Below are 19,383 nucleotides of genomic sequence, written 5' to 3' on the forward strand. Positions count from 1 at the left end.
GGGTTAAGCAAGGGTAGGTAGCCAAGCAGCAAGGGGAGCTGCCTTGCGGCAGCTCCCCTTGTGCTGAGTATTGGTGCCGGGCGTCCGGCTATTCCTTTAACTTCTGAATTTCCTTGTGGTGCTGAACCACCAGATTCTCGTATTTCTGTCGGGCCCGCTGCCGGTAGTCCTCAAATTCTTCCTTCATTTTTTCCAGTTCCTTTTTGGTTCTGCCCGCAGTATGGTTGCTGCGTTGAAACAGGAACAGAGCTGCTCCGGTTGCTATCAGCAGGGCAATAATGATGAAAAGTATCAGACTGATGAATACGGGTTTGGCCATCGAAAGACCCAAAAATTGGAAGGCGTTTTTCTCGCGTTCGCTTGTCTCCAGCCTGGTTTTTGTTTTTTCCAGTTCGCCGTTGAGTTGTCCAATGACGGAATCACGGGCTGCAACGGTTTGCCTGAGTTCGGCAATGTTTTGGTTTTTAAGGTCGAGGGTATCCGAGACGTTTTTCTTTAATTGTCTGAACCAAACATCCGTAATCATCACATAGTTCTGCCACTTGGATGCTTCTTCCTCCACATAATTCAACTGCTCTTTAATGCCCGCATCCTGGATGTAGGCTTTCTGGGCGTGGCTGCTGCCCACGCTCAGCCACAACAAGAGCCCAAGGTATACTGTCTTTCGCATAAGGGATTTTTTGGTTTTCCGCTAAAGGGCTAACGCAGGAGCCTTTGTTTTTATTGCGGCGCCTTGCTTTTAAAAAGGAAAATCTTCTTCGAAACTCACGGTAGCTGCCTCGCCCTCCTCGGGCAAATTGGCCAGCACATGCTTCCCGTTTCCGTTGACATAAATGGCTCGGAAGGGGGCCGGAACGGGACAGGGGTATTCGCAGGCGCCACAGCCAATGCAAATGCTCTCATCCACCTCCGGTATCATTAAGCCGTTTTTATAGGGGACCATTTTTACGGCCTTGGTGGGACAGTGCTCCGAGCAGGCCCCACAGTCGGTGCCGTCGGTATGTACAATGCAGTTGTGTTTTACAAACACCACTTTTCCCAATTGGGTCCGTTGCTTTTCCTCCATCGGAAGAGGCAGAATGGCACCGGTGGGACAGGCTTCGGCACACTTGTGGCAGTCGAAATTGCAATAGCTGGTTTCGTAATCCATAAAGGGCTGCATAAATCCCACGAGGCCGTATTGGGTGAGGGACGGCTGCAGTACGTGGGTGGGACAGGCCGATACACAGAGCGAGCAGGCCGTGCATATTTGGTTGAAGCGCTCCACACTGCCGGCTCCCGGAGGAGCAGGAAAATAATCGCGCTCATTGCGGATGAGCTCGTGCTGACTTTCGGGTAACTGATTCTTTTTTAAGGCATAAAGGCCCGGTCCCGCCATCAGGGCGGCACCCGTGAGCAGGAGCTGGCGCCTTTGCTGGCTGTGTTCCGTCTGCGACTTAGCGGCACTTAGAACCTGCGAAGTAGCCTGAACTGTTGCTGTGGGGGGCGTTTTTTTTGCGCTGGTCGGGGCGTTTTGCCCCCTGGCTTTATTGGTCCCTTTAACCCGGCCCAGCAGCATGGCTGCGTCGTTGCAGACTTCCAGGCAATTGAAACAAGTCACGCAGCGGCTCATGTCCACCGTATGATTTTTTATGCTGATGCACTCGCTTTTACACACCGCCGCACATTTGCCGCAAAGGGTACACTGGTCGGCCTTGAACTGGATCTGCAGCAGTGATTTTTTCGAGAGCAATCCTAAAGCTGTACCTACCGGACACACCACATTACAAAAGAAGCGACCGCGTTTCCAGGCCATGAGGGCAATCATCACAAAAAGTCCCAGGGTCAGTGACAGGGGCAGCCAGTCCACATGGTAAAGGTCGACATGGTGCATGCTGTAATTGCCCGCCGCCTGCAACCAGGTGGCCAGGGTGTTGTTGATGGCCGTGGTGACCGGTTCTACCAGGTAGGAAAAAAAACGGCCGGCTATGCTGTAGGGATCCAGCCAGGCCACGATAAAGCCCAACTGAGCCACCAGGGCGAGCGTCATTACAAGCAAAAAGCTGTAGCGCCATACGCTTTTAGCCTTTTTGTATTTGAAAAAGACCCTTTTGCGACTGAATTTACGGGCCACATAATTGATGGCGTCCTGCAAAATGCCGAGTGGACAAATGGTGGAGCAGTACAGGCGCCCGGTCAACCAGGTCAAGAGCAAAACCACCAAAAATCCACCTGCAGCCACTAAGGACAGCGTTTGGGTAAAATTCAGGAGCGAAGGCACAAATTGCAGCCACAGAATTTTAGCGTAGGTGGCTTCCCCAATGTATTCGTAGATATCGACGAACAAAGCCAGGGTGGCCACAAAGAAGACCAGGGCCAGCAGAACCCGGCCCTTTTTTAAACCAGCATAAAAGCGCATAACGAAGGACGGTTTTGCTTAAACACGAATGCGGTTGATGTTCAACTTATCGAGTTGGGTGGTGCCAAAGCCCATGGCTTCGGCAATGCGTATGTGGGCAATGTCGGCCGGTTTGGCGCCAAACATCAGGGTCGCTGCCGCATCCACCGCCACAATGTCGGTGCCCGCAATCAGCGCCTTCAAATCCACCAGGTCGGCGTCCGACACCCCCCGCGGACCGTTGCGCGTCATCATGCGGTAGCCGTCGATGATGTTGAGGTCGGGCTTACGGAAGTGCAGGAAGTCCGCGATACACTGACTCAAATCGTTGCCGTGGTAAAAGCGGCGGTCCCACACCACGCCCATCAGGTTTTTCATCGACAGCGTAACCGTGGTCGATCCGTGGTGCTTAAGAACCGGCACATTAATAAATACATCGGTCGACAGCAGCAGCTCGTGTACCTTGGCTTTTTTCAGCACCTTGCCATTGGGAATACTTACTTCGCGGTAGTTGCGTTCGTTGTTGCCCGGCACAATGGTGCCGCCATTGGCCTTCACCGCCTCCTCAATTTTACTGTTGCTGTAGCAGCGGTCCCACTGGTCGCAAGTATGGTCAAATACAAAGACTTCTGAGGCACCCGCCTCATAAGCGGCTTTAACAATACGGCCCACCAGTTCGGGATTGGTATTGGCGGCACGTTCGGGACTGGTATCCCAGCCAATGTTTGGCTTCACCAGCACTTTTTGTCCCGCCTTTACAAAGCGGCCCATGCCACCCAGGGCCTCTATGGCCTTGTTGAACATCGTCACCGGGTCGCCACCACGTACCGCCGCCATGTCGGTCGGACCCGTTGCTGCGGGGCGCCCCGCCAGCGCATCAAAACCTCCAATCATGGGCGTAAGTGCGCCCGCCAGGCCCAGCGCGGCACTCTTACCTACAAATTCGCGTCTCTTCATATCCTTTGTATTTTTTGTCAACAGGGGGCCAGGGGGAGGAAGACTGAAAGTCCTTGTACAGCCTGATTCAGGACGTGCATGTCCTTAATAATCTGCACCTTCCTTTAAAAATACAATAAAACTGGAATGGGCGCGAGGGGCCTGACTAATTTGTAGTCGTTATAAATAACGGAGCTGCGTAGCGTGTTTAGGTTCAGGGTGGTAGGACTTGTTTGACCCACAGAAAAGCCCTTGTTAACGCCGTGTTAACAAGGGCCGGTTTTGTGCTGTTGTCCCGATTCTTCTATGGCCGCTTCTGTCTGCAGGTGCTGATCGCTTCTGTCTGCAGCTACAGACCAGTTCTGCCTGCCGACAGTTGCAAATCGGGTGCTTATTCGTAAGTCTTTTCGTTGACCGTTTCACCCGCTTCGTTGCGAATGATCCAGGTGCCCGCTTTGGCTCCGTTCTGGTAGTGCATCTCGTAGCGCTGCACCCCATTTTCATCCCAAATGCTCCATGCGCCATGTTTTTGACCCTTCTCGTAGCCGGCTTCCGCTCTTTTTCGGCCCGCTTCGTCCCAGGTCACCCAGGTGCCGTGCATCAGGTTGCGATCGAAATGCCGCAACTCCTGCTTTTGACCATTTTCAAAGTAAATCGACGTGGTGCCGTGCTTTTCCCCATTGAGCACGGCCATTTCAATATGGATGCTTCCCGATGGATAATACTCGATGTAGGTGCCGGTGTACAGCTCCCCCCGGTGGTTGTAGTACTTGCCGTCTTCACCTTCGGTCAACTGGCCCAGGGCCAGGACCGACCAGCCCAGCAATAAAATAAGTGTTGCAATACTTCTCATGGCTCTTTTACATTAAAGTGTATCAAAAAGCCTCCCGCGAAATCCTGTGTGTCCTTCCTTAAACGTAAAGATAGGTGGGAGGTTCTGCTTTTTCAAAGATATTTTTCTGCTTTGGAGCAGGCCGGCACAAACAAAAACCACCACAGCATAGTTACTGTGGTGGTTGTTATGGTTTTACTGGCTGTACCAATCCCTTTTTAGCGCTTAGCGGGCTGCTTTCAGTTGCAGATTCAGGGCGTGCAGCTCATTGCTGTTGACCTTAATGGCTTTGGTTTCGGCGTTTTCGTACGAAATCAGATTGGCCTTCACCTTGTACTCGCCGGCTTTCAGCTGGTCAAAGGCAAACTGACCCTCAAAATCGGTATAGGTCTTCAGCTCGGTACCTTCAACCTGTACCTCCACACCGGTCAGTGCTTCACCGGTTAACTGATCCACCACCACACCCGAAATGATGTTGTTGGCTACCGGAGCAGCTGCAGGTTCGGCAGGCTGGGTAGCCAGGGCCGAAACAGTCATTACACTTACCATTACCACGCTCAAAAAAATTGCTTTTGCTTTCATCTTGCTTTATTTTAATGTTTTTGTCTTTCTTGTTTTGGGAACCCCCTTTGGGGTTCACTTACGAAGGCAAAAGTAGCGCGGCAATGTTAAGTGATTATTAAGAAGGGGTTATGCTTGCTTTAAGAAAGCATTTCTGCTTCTTATCAAGGCTTTTGCCTGGTAGTACAGTCCCCCTTTGTAAGCGTGCCCCATCACTTTTAGGACAGCGGTTCAATTTTGAAGCCCGCCTGCTTCACCTGCGCCATAATTTCCTCCGCTCCTGCACCGGTCGCGGTTACCGTTAAAATTTTATCGTCGTTGGCGGTGTCCACCTCCCAGTTTTCAATTTGTGAAAGACCATCCAGTCGTGGTTTCACGGCCGCTACACAGCCCCCGCAATTCAGGTTGGTTTTAAAACGAAGGGTTTGCATTTCCTGTTTCATAGTGTTTGATTTTAAAGGTTGTTGCTTCTTACTTGTTGTTTTTTGCCATTTGAGGCGGAGACTGTTGCTCACCACACTCACACTGCTCATAGCCATAGCCGCACCGGCCAACATCGGATTCAGCATAAAGCCGGTAAAAGGATAGAGAATGCCGGCCGCAATGGGAATGCCGATGAGGTTGTAAATAAAGGCCCAGAACAGGTTTTGGCGAATGGTGCGGACCGTCTGTCGCGACAGCCGCAGAGCCAGGGGTATTTTGCTGAGGTCGGACCCGATGATGGTCATCTTGGCCACTTCCATGGCGATGTCGCTGCCGCGGCCCATCGCAATACTCACATCGGCCGTGGCCAGCGCCGTACTGTCGTTGATGCCGTCGCCCACCATGGCCACCACCTCCCCTTCTTTTTGTAATTGGGCCACAAAATCGGCTTTTTGTTGGGGGAGGACTTCCGCCTTAAAGTGTTCAATCCCCGCTTCCTTTGCCACGGCTGCCGCCGTTGCGGCGTTGTCGCCCGTAAGCATGTACAGGGCAATGCCTGCCTCATGCAATTCCGCAATGGCCTGTCGCGAAGTCTCCTTGATTTGGTCGGCAATGGCCAGCACCGCCAGGGCCTCGTGGCCCCTGGCGAACCAGATGACGGTCCTCGCCTTGCGGGTCCAGACTTCCGCCTGCTGTTCCAGGGTCTCGTCCAGTGCCACCCCTTCTTCCTCCAAGAGCCGTCGGTTGCCCACCAGGTAAGTCGCCCCGCCATAAGTGGCCCGCAATCCCTTCCCGGTAATGCTGTCGAACTGCTCCAGTCGCAGCGCTTCCCCGTTTTGGAGGTGGTCCACCACCGCCTCGGCCAGGGGGTGTTCCGACTGCTTTTCCATCGCCAGCAAAACGCCGGCCTCCTGTTCTGCACCCGGGGCCCAGCGGATGTCGCTGACCCGCGGTTGGCCCTCGGTAATGGTGCCCGTCTTGTCCAGCACCACCGCCGTAATGCGCCGGGCGCGCTCCAGACTCTCCGCATCCTTAATCAGGATGCCGTTCTCTGCCGCCTTGCCCACGCCCACCATTATGGCCGTCGGCGTAGCCAGTCCCAGGGCACAGGGACAGGCAATCACCAGTACCGTAACCATGGCCAGCAGGCCCTGCACCACCCCGTTGCTGCCGCCCCACAGGAGCCAGGCCCCGAAGGTAAGGACGGCAATGCCCAGTACTACGGGGACAAAAACCGCAGCAATTTTATCGACCAGCTTTTGTACCGGTGCCTTGCTGCCCTGGGCATCGCGCACCGTTTGTATGATTTGGGCCAGCAGCGTGGCGCCACCTACCTTTTCGGCCTCGAAGCGGAAGCTGCCCCTCTGATTGATGGTGCCCGCAAAGACCCGCTCGCCCACTTGTTTCAGCACCGGCACCGGCTCCCCGCTCAGCATACTTTCATCCACGTACGAGCTCCCGTCCAGCACCCTGCCGTCCACCGCAATTTTTTCGCCGGGTCGCACCACAATGCGCTGCCCCACTTCCACCCGGGAGAGCGGAATCCGCTGTGTTTCGCCCTCCGCCGTTTCCACGTTTACCCACTTGGGCTGCAGTCCCATCAGTTTTTTAATGGCCGAGGAAGTACTGCCCTTGGCCCTTTCTTCGAGCCACTTGCCCAGCAGAATAAAGGCAATGATGACCGCCGCCGCCTCAAAATACACATGCGCTTCCAGCCCCCTGGCCTCCCAGAAGTCGGACCACAGCATATTAAAAACGCTGAACAAATAGGCAATGCCCGTACTCAGCGCCACCAAAGTATCCATATTGGCCGAGCGGTGTTGCAATTGTCGCCAGGCATTGACAAAGAAGTCGCGCCCCAGCCACAGCACCACCGGGGTTGAAAACAGCCACATCAGGAGATTGGCGTAGGGCATGTTCATGAAAAACATGCCGATGACCACTACCGGTGCCGACAGCACCAGGGCCCAGAGGGTTTTGCTGCGCAGCATTTTAAGGTGCTGCTGCTCCCGCGCCTCCAGCTGTTCCTGCTGGTCGTCGCTCTCCTCAATCAGCAAGTCGTAGCCCGCCGCCTGCACCGCCTTTTGCAAGTCCTCCGCCCCAATTTGCTCCGACTCGTACTCCACCGTAAGCAAACCACTGGCAAAATTGACCGTAGCCATGCGTACGCCCGCCTGCTTCTTTACCGTGCTTTCGGCACTTGCAGCGCACGAAGCACAGCTCATATTTAATACCGGAAAAGATTTTTTAGTTGCCATAGTTCCTTTGCTTTATGTACCCTGCAAAGTTGGCCCTAAAAGTCGGCAAAAGTCTTACACTATTATTGAAAAACTTTGTAAGTTTTATACCTGATCCAGCCCTTTGCGCCGGTCGCGCCCCAGCTGCTTAAAATGGCTCGGGGTGAGTCCCGTTACCTTTTTAAACTGGTTGCTCAGGTAGGCCACGCTCGAGTAGTTCAGGCGCAAGGCAATCTCACTCAGCGACAATTCGTCGTACACCAGCATTTCCTTAACCTTCTCAATGCGCTGTGCAATGAAGTATTTTTCGATGGTGCTGCCCTCCACCTTCGAAAAGAGGGCCGAGAGGTAGGCATAGTCGTGCTGCAAGTTGGCACTCAGGTAATCCGACAGGTTGGTTTTGGCGTCCATCCCCTGGTGGTGCACCAGGTGGATGATGGCCACCTTTATTTCTTCGATGAGGCGACTTTTGCGGTCGTCGATCAGTTCAAAACCAAGCGGGAGCAGCGCCGCCTTTAGGGCTTCGCGCTGCTCCCCTTGTAAAGTTTCTTTCAGTTTTACCTCTCCCAGTTTGATGTCCGCCACCTGTAAATGCAGTGCATCCATCTGCTGTTGCACCACCATAATGCAGCGCTGGCACACCATATTTTTAATGTAGAGGGTAGTCATCATCTAATAAACGAAAGGCAGGGCCCAATTGTTTATTTACAAGACCGGCTCAAGCGTATAACCCGCTTTTTTAAGCAGTTCGAGGAGTCCCTCTGCACCCGGCAAATGTCCGGCGCCCACAGCTACCAGGCAGCTTCCTTCCTGCATCAGGGCTGGCAATGCTTCGGCCCAGTTGCGGTTGCGTTGCAGCAGAAAAGTCTCTTCATACTGGCGTACCATTTCATTGTCGTTCATGAGTTTGGCCAGGGCTTGCAGGTCCTCCGCAAAATAGGCTTTTTTCAAAGCCTCAAATTCCTCAAAGCCTTCCTCGCCCAGGGAGCGCAGCATTTCATCGATCTGTAACGCGTTGGGTATCTCATCGAAGATCGACATTTGAAAGGTGGCTGTCTCCAGACTTTGAATCGGCTTCTCGCCATCCGTGGCCTGTTGTGCCAGGATGCCGTCTACCGATATCTTGGCCTCACAGGGCAACATCACAGCCATAGTCAGCATAGAAGAAAGCACCATGGGTTTCATAATGCCCATTTGATCGAGACCCGCTCCAAAATGCACCTTCAAGGTGCTGTCGATGAAGGCATAATCTTCCGCAGTCAGTCCCTTGTAAACGTTCTCCATACCCGGATTCATCATCAAAGGCTGCATTTCCGCCATTACCGCCGGGTCCATAGGATTCAGCTCCAGCACCAGGGTCTGACTTTCTGCGAGGGCCGATTGCAGTTTCTCCGGCATTTGAAAGTCCTGGGCACAAAGCATGTGCATGGTGCCGTAAATGTAGGATGGACTATTCAAATCTTTACCGCTCACCTTCCACAGCAGCGATTGTTCCTGTGCCTGGGTCAGCACCGGCAGCAGGAGGATCAGTACAGCCAGCAGGCTGGTTCTTAGGTTTTTCATAACGTTGTTTTTGGGTGAATTAAATTGATAATTAAGGTTGAAGCGCTAAAAATAGAAAAAATCCGGCCCTTAAAAAAGAACCGGATTTTTTATTTATCCTAATGCTGTGTGGGTTGTACTGGATTCGAACCAGTGACCCCTACCCTGTCAAGGTAATGCTCTAAACCAACTGAGCTAACAACCCCTAATTGTTTTGCAAAAATAGGGGTTTTTTCAGAACGGCAAAGCAGCAAGCCTAAATTTAAATCCTTCCGTGCTTACTTATTTTTCAGCAGGTCGCGGATTTCGGCCAGTAAAACTTCCTCTTTGGAGGGAGCCGGCGGGGCAGCAGGTGCTGTCGCCTCTTTCTTTTTGGCGGCATTCATCGCCTTAACCACCATAAAAATGGCAAAGGCAATAATTATAAAGTCGATGAGCACCTGAATAAAGTTGCCGTAGTTGATGGTGACTGCCGCGGTCTCGCCCACTGCCTCCTTCAAAACAACCTGCAGTTCGCTGAAATTGACCCCGCCCACCAGCAGACCGATGGGAGGCATAATGATATCGTTGACTACCGAGGTCACAATTTTACCAAAGGCGGCGCCAATGACAATACCTACGGCCATGTCCACCACATTGCCTTTCATGGCAAAGGCCTTGAATTCTTTGAGCATTCCCATAGTCCTAATTTTAAGGTTAATACGGAATGAAATGTACGGCGATATTTTGATAAGAAGCAAAAATATTTTAGTCGCCCACTGTTTTTTTAGGGGCCTTAGCCGAGGGATCCATGTATTGCAGAAAGTGCTTGTCGCCAAAGCTCTTAATGGCGTAGGCAAAGAAAACACCCGACAGAATGTCGATGGTGTAATGGCCTCTGGACAAAAAGAGGGCAATCATAATCATGCTCACCGAGAACAAAAGCAGTTGGCGGTAGGGTCTGGCCCTCACCAGCAGATAGTACAGGAAGGCCACGCCGGTATGGCCCGAAGGATATACACCCAGCTCAATTTCGGTAAAACCATTAAAGGGCCCGTCGGTCCCGTCAAAGCCCATGGGGTTGCCAAAGGGGGTGAGCACAATAAAGAAACCGCGAACCAATTGAAATAGGCCGGTAAGCAGCAAAAAGTAGGGAACACGGCTGTAGTAGCCTTTGTGAAGGACAAAAACCACCAAAAGAAAAAGCGAGACCAGTGAGAAAATGTCGTAGATGTAGTCGATGTCCCACAGGGGAATGTTGTCGAGCACCAAGTCGGACAACACCGGGAGTGATTGTCCGCTCTCTACATAGTTCAGCAAGTATTTTTGCGAGTAAAAGTTGAGCTCGATACCAAGCACCAGAACTACTGCGCCTAAGTAAAAATACTTGTTTTTCAGCAGCTTCAGCAGCTCTCCGGCTATTTCCATCAGCTTATTCATAAATTCCATAGCTGTAAACGATTTCTTTTTTGGTGACCTCTTTTCCGGTCAACATTCGGTAAAGATGAATTCGAATGTATTTGGTCATAAAACGCAATCCCCCTTCGGATTTGGCTCTGCGGTCGGAGGTGAAAAAATAGGGGGAGAGTATGCCGAACTTCAATCCATGCTTCCTTCGCGCCTTTTTTAGGTAATTGCAATCTTCACAGATGCCCAAAGTCTCGTCGAAGCCTCCAACCAGTTCATGCGTTCTTTTATTGGAAATAAAGCAGGCGCCGTAAGCGGCCGAGTACAGTGGCTTAAGTCCGTACATAAAGGCATTGAGGAAATAAGCACCTAGGTTCGAGACAAAATCGCCTTCCAAAATTCGGATGGGACAGGTGGCCAAATCGAGTTGGCGTTTTTCCATCTCGGCGGTTACGGTGGCAATAAAATGAGGAAGAATGGTGGTGTCGGCATCAAAAAACAGCAGGCGGTCGTAGCGGGCCGCGGCAGCGCCCTGATTTCTGCCGTGTGCAGGCCCCATGGTTTCGTTCAGCTTAACATAGCTGAATTCAGCAAAGTTGGCCGCAAAACCTTTGGCCACCTTTTCCGTTTGGTCGTTGCTGTTGCTGTCTACAACAATTACTTCAAAGTTCTGGAGCGTTTGCGCTTTTAATCCTTTGAGTATGTTCGAAATGTATTTCTCCTCGTTGTAGGCAATGATGATAACGCTGATACGGACCCCCACGTCTGTTGGTGTTAGGTAAATGCTGTTTTAATTTGTCGCTTGCAAATATATTTATCCCAGCGAAAAAAACAGCATTACGGCAGCCCAAATGTGTTTGTTGTTTATTCCTTGCTGGCCTCAAACTGGTCGATGATGGCTCTGGCTTTTTCGTAATCCCTACTGTTGATCACAATTTTCACCGCCCCTGCACCACCTCCGGCAACGTACCAGGGTGCAATGCTTCCCATCAGTTCGTCCTTGATAAAAGTGTCTATTTCGGCATCCTGCAAAAGGCTGTTCACCATTTGTGCTTCCAGGGGCGAGGAGGAATATACTTCAATGAGCTCGTCGTCGTTTCGTTCTTTAGTCATGGTGGGTTTCGTTTTAAGTCAGGACTTAAGATACCGTTTTTCTTTATTTGGTGCAATCAAAAACCTATTTTTACGCCTCCCTTTGATTCTGGTATCCACATTCCTTTGTTTTGATCGTACTGATATTCTATCCCCACACTTATATTTGAGTTGGAATTGAGGGGGGCCGAAATCGAACTTCCTGCTTTGGTTTGCAGAAAAAGAGGATTTGAAAAGAGAAGGGTAGCAGAGTTCAGAGGAAGGACATGTTGGCCCCAGACATTTAAGTGTAATCGCTTAAAAAGGTTGTAACGGATACTGGAATTGAATCCCAGAAGATCTTGTCTGTATTGCGGAAATGTATAGCTGAACTGTCTGTGAAAGCTTGTTCCGGCGGACAAATAGAGTCGGGCAGAGGGCGCCCAGCGCAAGGCCGTACTCAAGGAGGTGTATTCTCCCATGCCCATATGGATTATTCGTTCTGTGCTCCCAATAAAATTCAGCGATTGCGAAAGAGGGATGGGCTGTGACCGGGAATACGCGCCAAGAGTGGAATAGGTGGTGGTAATTCCTGGAAGTGAAAAGGGAAAGACAAGCGCGTTGAATTTAAGGCTGTCAGCCAGCAGGCTGTTTAGCATGAGAGGAGGGGGGCTAATGATGGCCTCAAGCGCAGGTGTCACGTGCCTGTCCGGTGCTACATAAATATCGGTCTGCGTGCTGCTATCGGTTGTTTGTCCCAGGGCAGAGTTAAAGTACACAAGGGTCACCACGATCAAAAATGCTGTTTGAAGTTTCATGATAGATTTTTGGGTCCCAGGTCTTTAAACAAAAATAGGGCCAACTCATCAAAGGTGTGCTGTTTTTTTGTAAAAGAATAGTGTTGTGTGCAGTGAAAAATTCCGTGTTTATGTGTTTTCATACCCAAAGTAAAAAGACCGGCAAGCAGCTCGAAAGGCGGTTCGATGCGTACTTCCTGTCTTCAGAATGGTATACCCCGGGGGTGAAAAAGAATGGCTCAGGGGAGGTGAACTGGTGCTGCAGAACGACCTGCTGCAAGCCGTCCGCCATCATTGATTTGTCAGGCGTAAATAATTGCTTTCCTGAATTTTATAGTCGGTCAGGGCATCGGTCAGGTTGCCCGCTGCCTTTTGCCACTGGGCATTGGCTTCCAGCAGGTCGATGGTCGTCTCCATGCCCAGCTCGTAATGGTCCTTGCTCACCCGCCTGTTTTCCTCGGCCTGTTGCAGCGCCTCCCGGGCCATTTCCACACGACTTGCCGCATCGGCCAGATATAAACGGGCCTGTTCGTTCTCGAGCTGTAAGAGCTTTTGCGCCTGCAAAAGCTCCTGCTCCCGAATGTTGTACTCGGCCCTGGCCGCAGCCATTTTGCCCTTTCCTTCCCCAAAGGTGGTCAGCGGAATCTTAAGCGTTGCCATAATGCTGAGACCGTGACTCGAAAAATTGTCGGCATCCTGCCTGTCCACCATCAACCACGAATAGCCCACCGCCACGCCCGCCTGGGGCAGGTAGGCCCCGCGCACCAGTTTTATGTTTTCGCGGGCCAGCTCTGCCTTATTTTCCAGCAGCTGGTATTCCCTTCTTTCCGTGGCTATAGCCGAAGGCCGGGTCGTCCTGTCCTGATTTTCGATGTGCAGACTGTCCTCCACCCGCAGGGGGGTATGCAAATCCAGGCCCATGAGCCGACACAGCGACATCCCCGCCAGCTTCAAGCCCGTTTCTGCCCTTTGCACCTGCAAAGCGGCATCGTTGTACTTCACCTGCACCTTCAGCACCTCATTCCGGTTTACCATGCCCGTCTCGTAGCTGTCGCCCACCGTCTTCACCAGTTCGCCGAGTAAGGCTTTGTACTTCCTGGCCGTATGCAATTTGCTCTGCACCGCCAGATAGGTGTAATAGGCGCGGTCCGTCTCAAAAAGCAGGCGACTCCTTTCCTGGTCCCTGTTCGTCAGGGCCATTTTTTCGCCCAGCTTCGCCATTTTATTGGCGGCAGCAATGCGTCCGCCGCTGTAGAGGGGCTGCTCGGCCGAGATGCCCGCCAGGGCACCGCCGCGGAGTGTGATGTCCAGCGGGAGATAGGCATAGGATTGGAACAGGGGCGTGCCGTCGGGACCCGGTACCGGGTTGCCGGTGGGGTCGAGCACCAGATTGGGAACGAGCTCTCCCGTTGCGGGGTCAAAGACCTGCGTGGGCAAATAGAGCTCTTCCTGCAACTCGTTTTTGTTGTACAAAGCATAGCCCGATGCCGAAATATTGGGCAGTCGTGCCGAGCGTGCAGCCATTTTTTCACCCTCGGCCTTGTGGAGGGTCTCGTCGGCTATTTTTATGCTTTCATTGTTTTCCAGCGCCAGTCTCCGGCTCAGCTCCAGCGTCACCTGCAGCGTGTCCTCCCGGGCCTGCAACGTGTCCTCCCGGTCCCGAAGCCCATCCTCCTGGGCCTGCAGCGCCCCGCTTAGTCCCCAAAACAACAACCATCCAAATATTATCTTGCAGTACATAAAGTCTCTTTTTTGCCGTTTAGTGAATGCGTATGCCATAGAAAACGGAATACAGAATGGGAATAAAAACCAAGGTAATGAGCGTTCCCACAATCAGTCCCCCAATAATGGCCACCGCCATGGAACCGTACATAGGATCCGTTATCAGAGGCAGCATACCCAAAATGGTGGTCAACGAAGCCATAATGACCGGGCGCACCCTCAGAATAGTAGCCGTCAGCAAGCCCTCGTAACGCGTGGTACAGTCCCCCAGCTGAATTTGTATCTCATCGAGCAGCACAATCGCATTTTTTATCAGCATGCCGGCCAGACCCAGCACCCCGATAATGGCGACAAAGGAGAAGGGCTGCCCGGTCAGCAACAGACCCGGAACAATGCCGATGATCGACATGGGCAGACAAAGGAGTACGATCAAGGGGCGGCGGTAATCGTTGAACAGCAGGAGCAGCACCAGCACAATGATGCCAAAGGCCAGGGGAATGTAACTTAAAATGCCTTTCAGGGCATCGTCCTTCAGTTCCGAGGCGCCCACCCATTTGAATTCATAGCCCGCAGGCAGCGGAATGGCCCGCACCGCTTTGTCGAGGTCGGCCTGCAGCTCTTCTGCGCTGAAGCCATCTTTGGGTTCGCATTGGGCCTGAATGGCCCGCTTTCCGTCCAGGCGACGCACCAGGGGCTCTTCCCAGCTCAGCTCCAGGTCGCGGGTAACCGCGCTCAGCGGAACGGTGGTCAGGACTTCATCCACCATTTCTTCCACGGTGGTTGCACCCGCCGCCAGTTCGTAGAGGACCGACTGGTCGCTCACCTTTGTGAGATTCGGCAGGGTACCCCAAACCGGAACATCGTTCAGATCGTCAAAAGGCACTCCGTTTTTATCGCGGACCTGCAGCTTCACCGCCAGGGGGGTCTCCCCATCGTAGATGGTCGTCAGTGGAATGCCGTCGGTAGCTGCCAAAAGCGAAGTGCTGAGGTCGCCACGGCTCAGCCAGGAGCGGTTGGCAGCCAGCGGGTGGTAGGCGGCACTAACGACTTTGGTCTTTGCCTCCCAATCGTTACAAACGGTATGGGCATCCGTTTGCGGATGAGCCAGCATCAGCTCTTCAGCCTGCCGGCTCAAGTGTTTCAGCACCGCCGGATCGGGCCCCGTAAATTGCGCTTCCACACTGTGGGTAGAAGCCACCGACAAATTGTATTTGCGAATGCGGCTGACGATTTCGGGATAAGTCGCCCTGAGGTAGGCACTGAACTTCGGCTTCATCTCCACCATGGTGGCATAGTCCTCAAAGTTCACAATCAACTCCCCATAATTGTCCGCATTCTCCGTGGCCATGCCCCTGACCAGACTGTAGCGCAGGGGTGTTTGGCCATGACTGCTCACCACCATTTTCACCTCCTCATGGCTGTTGAAGTGCGTCGTAATTTCTTTCAATACCTCGTTGACCCGGTCGGGTGAGGTCTCCCTGGGGAAGGCCAGTTCGATGTAAAACTGCTTGTAATTAAAGTCGGGGAAGAAAGTCTTGTTGACCCATTTAAAAGCGAAACCCACCCCCAGCAGCAAAATAAAAAACAGACCTATGGTCAGTCGCCGATGGTGCATACCCAGTCGCAAGGTAGCCCGCAGCAGGCGGTAGATCGGCTTGTCAAAAGCATCCTCATCCGCTTTTTGCGACTTCTTCTTTTTGTGCAGAAACAAGGCCGAAAACAAAGGCACCTGCGTCAGGGCCAGCAGCCAGCTGAGGAACAGCGAAATGGCCAGAACCAAAAACAAGTCGTGCACATAAGTGCCCGCCGTGTCCTGCGACAAAAAGGCAGGCAAAAAGGCCACAATCGCAATGATGGTGGCGCCCAGGAGGGGTTTGGCCGTCTTCACCGCCGGCTGCGTGAAAATCCTTTTGCTGCGCCGGCCCTTTTGCTGCGCCAATAAAATCCCGTCGAGCACCACAATGGCATTGTCCACCAGCATACCCATGGCCACAATAAAGGCCCCCAGAGAAATGCGCTGCAGCGTGCCCCCCAGCATCTGCAACAGCGGGAAAGTCGCCAGGATGGTAATAAGCAATCCCGCCCCAATGATTAAGCCACCCCGCACCCCCATGGTAAACATCAGCACCACAATAACAATCAGTACCGAAAGCAAAAGGTTCAGCAAGAAACCATTGATGGCCTCATCCACCTGTTCGGGCTGAAAGAAAACCTTTTGGAAATCGATGCCGGCCGGAATCTGCCGACGCAGTTCCGCCATCTTTTCTTCCACCCTTTCGCCCACTTCCAGAATATTTTCGCCGTGTTCCATAGAAATGCCAATGGCCAGCGCCTTTTGGTTGTCCACAAACAGCGTATTGCGCAAAGGCGCTTCATAGCCCCTTTCGATGGAAGCAATGTCGCCCAGCTTAAACGACTCGCCCGTTAAGGAAGTCAGGAGGATTTGACGCAAATCCTCCTCGCTGGTCGCCTGCTGATCTACCCGAATCCGCAGCTGCTCATCGCCACTCCGGAAGTTGCCCGAGTAGGTCTGGGCACTTTGTTGATTAATCGCATTTAAAATTTGAACCGGCAAAACACCGAGGCGACTCATCTTGTCGCCGGTGATGCCGATGGTAATCTGGGGCTTTTGCCTGCCGTAGACCGCCACCCGTTTCACGCCTTCCACCTCCAAAAGGTTGTAGCGCAGGTAGTCGGCATACGCATTCATGTCCTGATAAGAGAAGCCCTCGTCGGCCGTCATCCCATAAAACATGCCGTACACATCGTTGAAATCGTCGATCACGATCGGCGTCTGGGTACCCGCAGGCAGTCTGGGTACCGCCAGCTCCAGCTTACGCCGCAAAAATTCCCAGCGCTGTTGCACCTCTTTTTGGGGAACCGTCATTTCCAGCGTAACCGCAATCACCGAGACATTCGCTTCAGAGCGGGATTCCACCTTGCGGATGTCCGAAAGGGCAGCCAGTTCATCTTCGAGCACCTTCGTGACCTTCAACTCTACCTCGTGCGCCGAGGCGCCCGGGTACACCGTAATCACATTGGCCGCAATGATCTCAATTTCCGGGTCCTCCAGCTTACTCAGCTTCAGGTAAGAAAATATCCCACCCACAAAAACAGCCAAAAGCAGGAAGTAAACAATCCGGGTGTGCTTAAAAACCGCTTCAGATAAATGCATCGTTCCGCTTATAAAATATTGCCAATATTGGATTCGCTGCGCGGCGGCACCACGCGGACTTGCTCCCCTTCTGAAAGCAGGTTCAGACCTCCGGTAACCACCTCCTCACCGGCCTGCAGGCCGCTGCTGATCCTGGCCCGACCCCGATGTACCAGATTTTCTACCTCCACCTGCCTGGCCGTCACCACCGAATCGCGCAGCACCCAAACAAAGCTGCCCCCGTCCCGTTCGAACAGTGCCTGGGCAGGGATGCCCACCAGCGGACGGTCCGAGGTATTCACAAAAACCTTTACCGACAGATTCATTCCGGGCGCCAGCTGTGCGGCCGCCTCCCCCTCGCAGGCCAGGTACAGCGTGTACAATCCGCTGCTGTTCGCCGTCTTTGCATCGGCATAGAGCTCCAGCGAGAAAGTCTCCCCCGGCACATCTTCCTGTCTGCCCTCAATTTTCGTGATCTTAGCCCGTTGCAGGTAGAGCGCCGCCGGCACCATAATCTCCACCTTAAAGCGCTCACCCGCCATCAGTGAGGCCACCGGCATGCCGCGGTCCACCAGCTCCCCATTGTCGTAGTTCACCCTGGTCACATAACCCGAAAAAGGCGCGCGCAGTTGCGTATCCTTCAATTGATCCTGCACATTCTTCAGTCTCGCCTCCGCCTGTTCCTTGCCCGCCTTCATCTTTTCATAATCGTTGGCGGCCACACTTTGGCGTTCGTGCAACTCCTTAATGCGCTGGTATTCCGATTGCAATTGCTGCACCTGCGTTTCCACCGCCCGCAGTTGCAGTTCGTAGTCGCGCGGATCCATCTCCGCAATCAAGTCGCCTTTAGACACAAAATCGCCCTCCTTCACATGGTATTTTAAGATGGGACCGGCCACACGAAAAGCCAGCTTGACTTCCTGCTCCGCCTCCAGAATGCCCGGAAACTGCAGTTCCTGAATCGTGGGAAGGTGTTCGGCCCGGGCCGTTTTCACCATCTTTATATAGTCCCCTTGCGGGTCGGTCCGGCCCCTGCCACAGCCTGCCAGTAGCACAATGGCTGTAAGGAGAAAACCCAAAGGGAGCCGCTTTGCCACTCCCAAGCTTTTAAAGTCCATAGTATCCATGCTTAAAAGGTTCTTACTTATGCCCATACCGAGGTCTTCGAACTTTTGGAAAGTCATATGTAAAAGTAAGAATAAAATTAGTGTCTCTGTCATTAATCTGGACTTAAAAAACAGGGGGCTAAGACACTTGTGAAAAGGTGAATTGCATAGGCTTTAGAATGATTTTTTTGTATTTTTGAAAAATGGAACAACCAGTATTCGATATAAATGCACGGTATGATGATTACAAAATGAGCTTTCAGAAAAAATGCACACCTGAATATACCGCCCTCTGGGTCGAAAACATAAAAAACAATCGGCAATGGATAAAAGCATTGATAAAATAGTCAGACAGTATATCTCAACTGTGTCAACACAAACCCCTGGATTTATTACTGCCTACTTATTTGGATCCTTCGCTAAAAACTTACAGCAGCCAGATAGTGACATAGATATTGCGCTGGTAATTAGCGATTTGAAAGATTCAGAGAAGTTTGACACCCAAGTTCAATTGATGCTTCTGGCCTCACAGTTTGATTCAAGGATTGAGCCGCATCCACTATCTTTACAAGACCTGATATCAGATAATCCCTTTGTACTTGAAATTAAAAAAACGGGCATTGAAATAAGCACCCGCTAAAGCACCATTGGCTCATATCCAGGTCCTCTGTTATAAGGAGCCTCAACACACCTTGCGGCTGCTTGTATTGGCTTTGCAATTTTGGCCTGCAGCAGCTTAATAAGTCCAATATGTCCGGTTCGGTCAATTCTTCCGCCAATTCCTCAATTGGAGCAAGCATCCTGTTAATATCTCCTATTTTTGGCTGATGGTGTAATAGATCAACAATTGTCAATGCAGGACTGGAAATATTGAAATATCCTGCATCTGATTTTCTTTGCTATATATTCTTATCAGGCCAGGTACTTGCTGTGAGAAACTTAATGTCGATCGCGTTTTTTGATTCATGCATAGTAAATATTCTATAAGAGTATCATTTTATGCTACCATTCTCAAATAAGTACTATGATTTCTCTTTGATTCTGATTACTCTGCACACCCTTATGGTCAAAGATAGAGGGCTCAAGAGATATCAAACAGTCAAATTGTTATGATAAACCTATTGTAGCCTAACACAAACAAAAACAAACACCTACAAAAAACCACTTCACAAAATAGCAACAAATGGAAAACATTCCTTAATTTTGAGCACCTTAATGTTTAACCCAAATTACAGCTAT

17 protein-coding genes and 1 tRNA gene are annotated in these 19,383 nt (G+C 51.9%); 1 reads left to right on the forward strand and 17 read right to left on the reverse strand.

Annotated features, from left to right (window positions below; all coding sequences use genetic code 11):
• Positions 1-88: 88 nt before the first annotated feature.
• From B4W65_RS14800 to B4W65_RS14880, 17 genes are all read right to left on the reverse strand, one after another.
• Positions 89-670 carry a hypothetical protein gene (locus B4W65_RS14800; protein WP_088655952.1) on the reverse strand — a complete coding sequence of 194 codons (582 nt, stop codon included), beginning with the start codon at positions 668-670 and terminating at the stop codon, positions 89-91.
• 69 nt (positions 671-739) lie between these two features.
• Positions 740-2,398 (reverse strand): 4Fe-4S binding protein, encoded by a 1,659-nt coding sequence (locus tag B4W65_RS14805; RefSeq protein WP_088655953.1) that lies wholly within the window; start codon positions 2,396-2,398, stop codon positions 740-742.
• Positions 2,399-2,416: 18 nt separating this feature from the next.
• Positions 2,417-3,334 carry a DUF362 domain-containing protein gene (locus tag B4W65_RS14810; RefSeq protein ID WP_088655954.1) on the reverse strand — a complete coding sequence of 306 codons (918 nt, stop codon included), beginning with the start codon at positions 3,332-3,334 and terminating at the stop codon, positions 2,417-2,419.
• Positions 3,335-3,704: 370 nt separating this feature from the next.
• Positions 3,705-4,166: a toxin-antitoxin system YwqK family antitoxin gene (locus B4W65_RS14815; protein ID WP_240509586.1), complete on the reverse strand. Its 462-nt coding sequence runs from the start codon at positions 4,164-4,166 to the stop codon at positions 3,705-3,707.
• A gap of 204 nt (positions 4,167-4,370) precedes the next feature.
• Positions 4,371-4,727 (reverse strand): carboxypeptidase-like regulatory domain-containing protein, encoded by a 357-nt coding sequence (locus B4W65_RS14820; RefSeq protein WP_088655955.1) that lies wholly within the window; start codon positions 4,725-4,727, stop codon positions 4,371-4,373.
• Positions 4,728-4,924: 197 nt separating this feature from the next.
• A complete protein-coding gene (locus B4W65_RS14825; protein ID WP_088655956.1) occupies positions 4,925-7,387 on the reverse strand; it encodes a heavy metal translocating P-type ATPase in 2,463 nt (820 codons plus the stop codon).
• Between the two features lie 84 nt (positions 7,388-7,471).
• Positions 7,472-8,038, reverse strand: coding sequence for an AraC family transcriptional regulator (locus B4W65_RS14830; RefSeq protein ID WP_240509587.1), 567 nt, complete (start codon positions 8,036-8,038; stop codon positions 7,472-7,474).
• Between the two features lie 33 nt (positions 8,039-8,071).
• Positions 8,072-8,929, reverse strand: coding sequence for a TraB/GumN family protein (locus tag B4W65_RS14835; RefSeq protein WP_088655957.1), 858 nt, complete (start codon positions 8,927-8,929; stop codon positions 8,072-8,074).
• 109 nt (positions 8,930-9,038) lie between these two features.
• Positions 9,039-9,113 (reverse strand) — tRNA-Val (locus B4W65_RS14840).
• Between the two features lie 73 nt (positions 9,114-9,186).
• Positions 9,187-9,588, reverse strand: coding sequence for a large-conductance mechanosensitive channel protein MscL (gene mscL / locus B4W65_RS14845; RefSeq protein WP_088655958.1), 402 nt, complete (start codon positions 9,586-9,588; stop codon positions 9,187-9,189).
• 67 nt (positions 9,589-9,655) lie between these two features.
• A complete protein-coding gene (locus tag B4W65_RS14850; RefSeq protein ID WP_088655959.1) occupies positions 9,656-10,336 on the reverse strand; it encodes a phosphatase PAP2 family protein in 681 nt (226 codons plus the stop codon).
• On the reverse strand, positions 10,320-11,057 hold the full coding sequence (locus B4W65_RS14855) for a glycosyltransferase family 2 protein (RefSeq protein WP_158522861.1): 738 nt from the start codon (positions 11,055-11,057) through the stop codon (positions 10,320-10,322). The genes B4W65_RS14850 and B4W65_RS14855 overlap by 17 nt, the downstream gene beginning before the upstream one ends.
• 101 nt (positions 11,058-11,158) lie before the next feature.
• Entirely contained in the window at positions 11,159-11,407 is a 249-nt protein-coding gene (locus B4W65_RS14860) for a putative signal transducing protein (RefSeq protein ID WP_088655961.1), read from the reverse strand.
• A gap of 56 nt (positions 11,408-11,463) precedes the next feature.
• The gene (locus tag B4W65_RS14865) at positions 11,464-12,183 is read right to left on the reverse strand and encodes a hypothetical protein (RefSeq protein ID WP_088655962.1); all 720 of its coding nucleotides are present in this window, start codon (positions 12,181-12,183) and stop codon (positions 11,464-11,466) included.
• Positions 12,184-12,453: 270 nt separating this feature from the next.
• Positions 12,454-13,902: a TolC family protein gene (locus B4W65_RS14870; RefSeq protein WP_158522862.1), complete on the reverse strand. Its 1,449-nt coding sequence runs from the start codon at positions 13,900-13,902 to the stop codon at positions 12,454-12,456.
• Positions 13,903-13,921: 19 nt separating this feature from the next.
• Positions 13,922-17,059 carry an efflux RND transporter permease subunit gene (locus B4W65_RS14875; RefSeq protein WP_088655964.1) on the reverse strand — a complete coding sequence of 1,046 codons (3,138 nt, stop codon included), beginning with the start codon at positions 17,057-17,059 and terminating at the stop codon, positions 13,922-13,924.
• An 8-nt stretch (positions 17,060-17,067) separates the two neighbouring features.
• A complete protein-coding gene (locus B4W65_RS14880) occupies positions 17,068-18,135 on the reverse strand; it encodes an efflux RND transporter periplasmic adaptor subunit (RefSeq protein ID WP_158522863.1) in 1,068 nt (355 codons plus the stop codon).
• Positions 18,136-18,436: 301 nt separating this feature from the next.
• On the opposite strand from B4W65_RS14880, the gene B4W65_RS14890 reads away from it, so the two are divergent.
• Positions 18,437-18,784, forward strand: coding sequence for a nucleotidyltransferase domain-containing protein (locus tag B4W65_RS14890; RefSeq protein WP_394335459.1), 348 nt, complete (start codon positions 18,437-18,439; stop codon positions 18,782-18,784).
• Positions 18,785-19,383 lie beyond the last annotated feature (599 nt).

Origin of the sequence: Geofilum rhodophaeum (assembly GCF_002210225.1) — a bacterium.
Lineage (GTDB): Bacteria > Bacteroidota > Bacteroidia > Bacteroidales > Marinilabiliaceae > Geofilum > Geofilum rhodophaeum.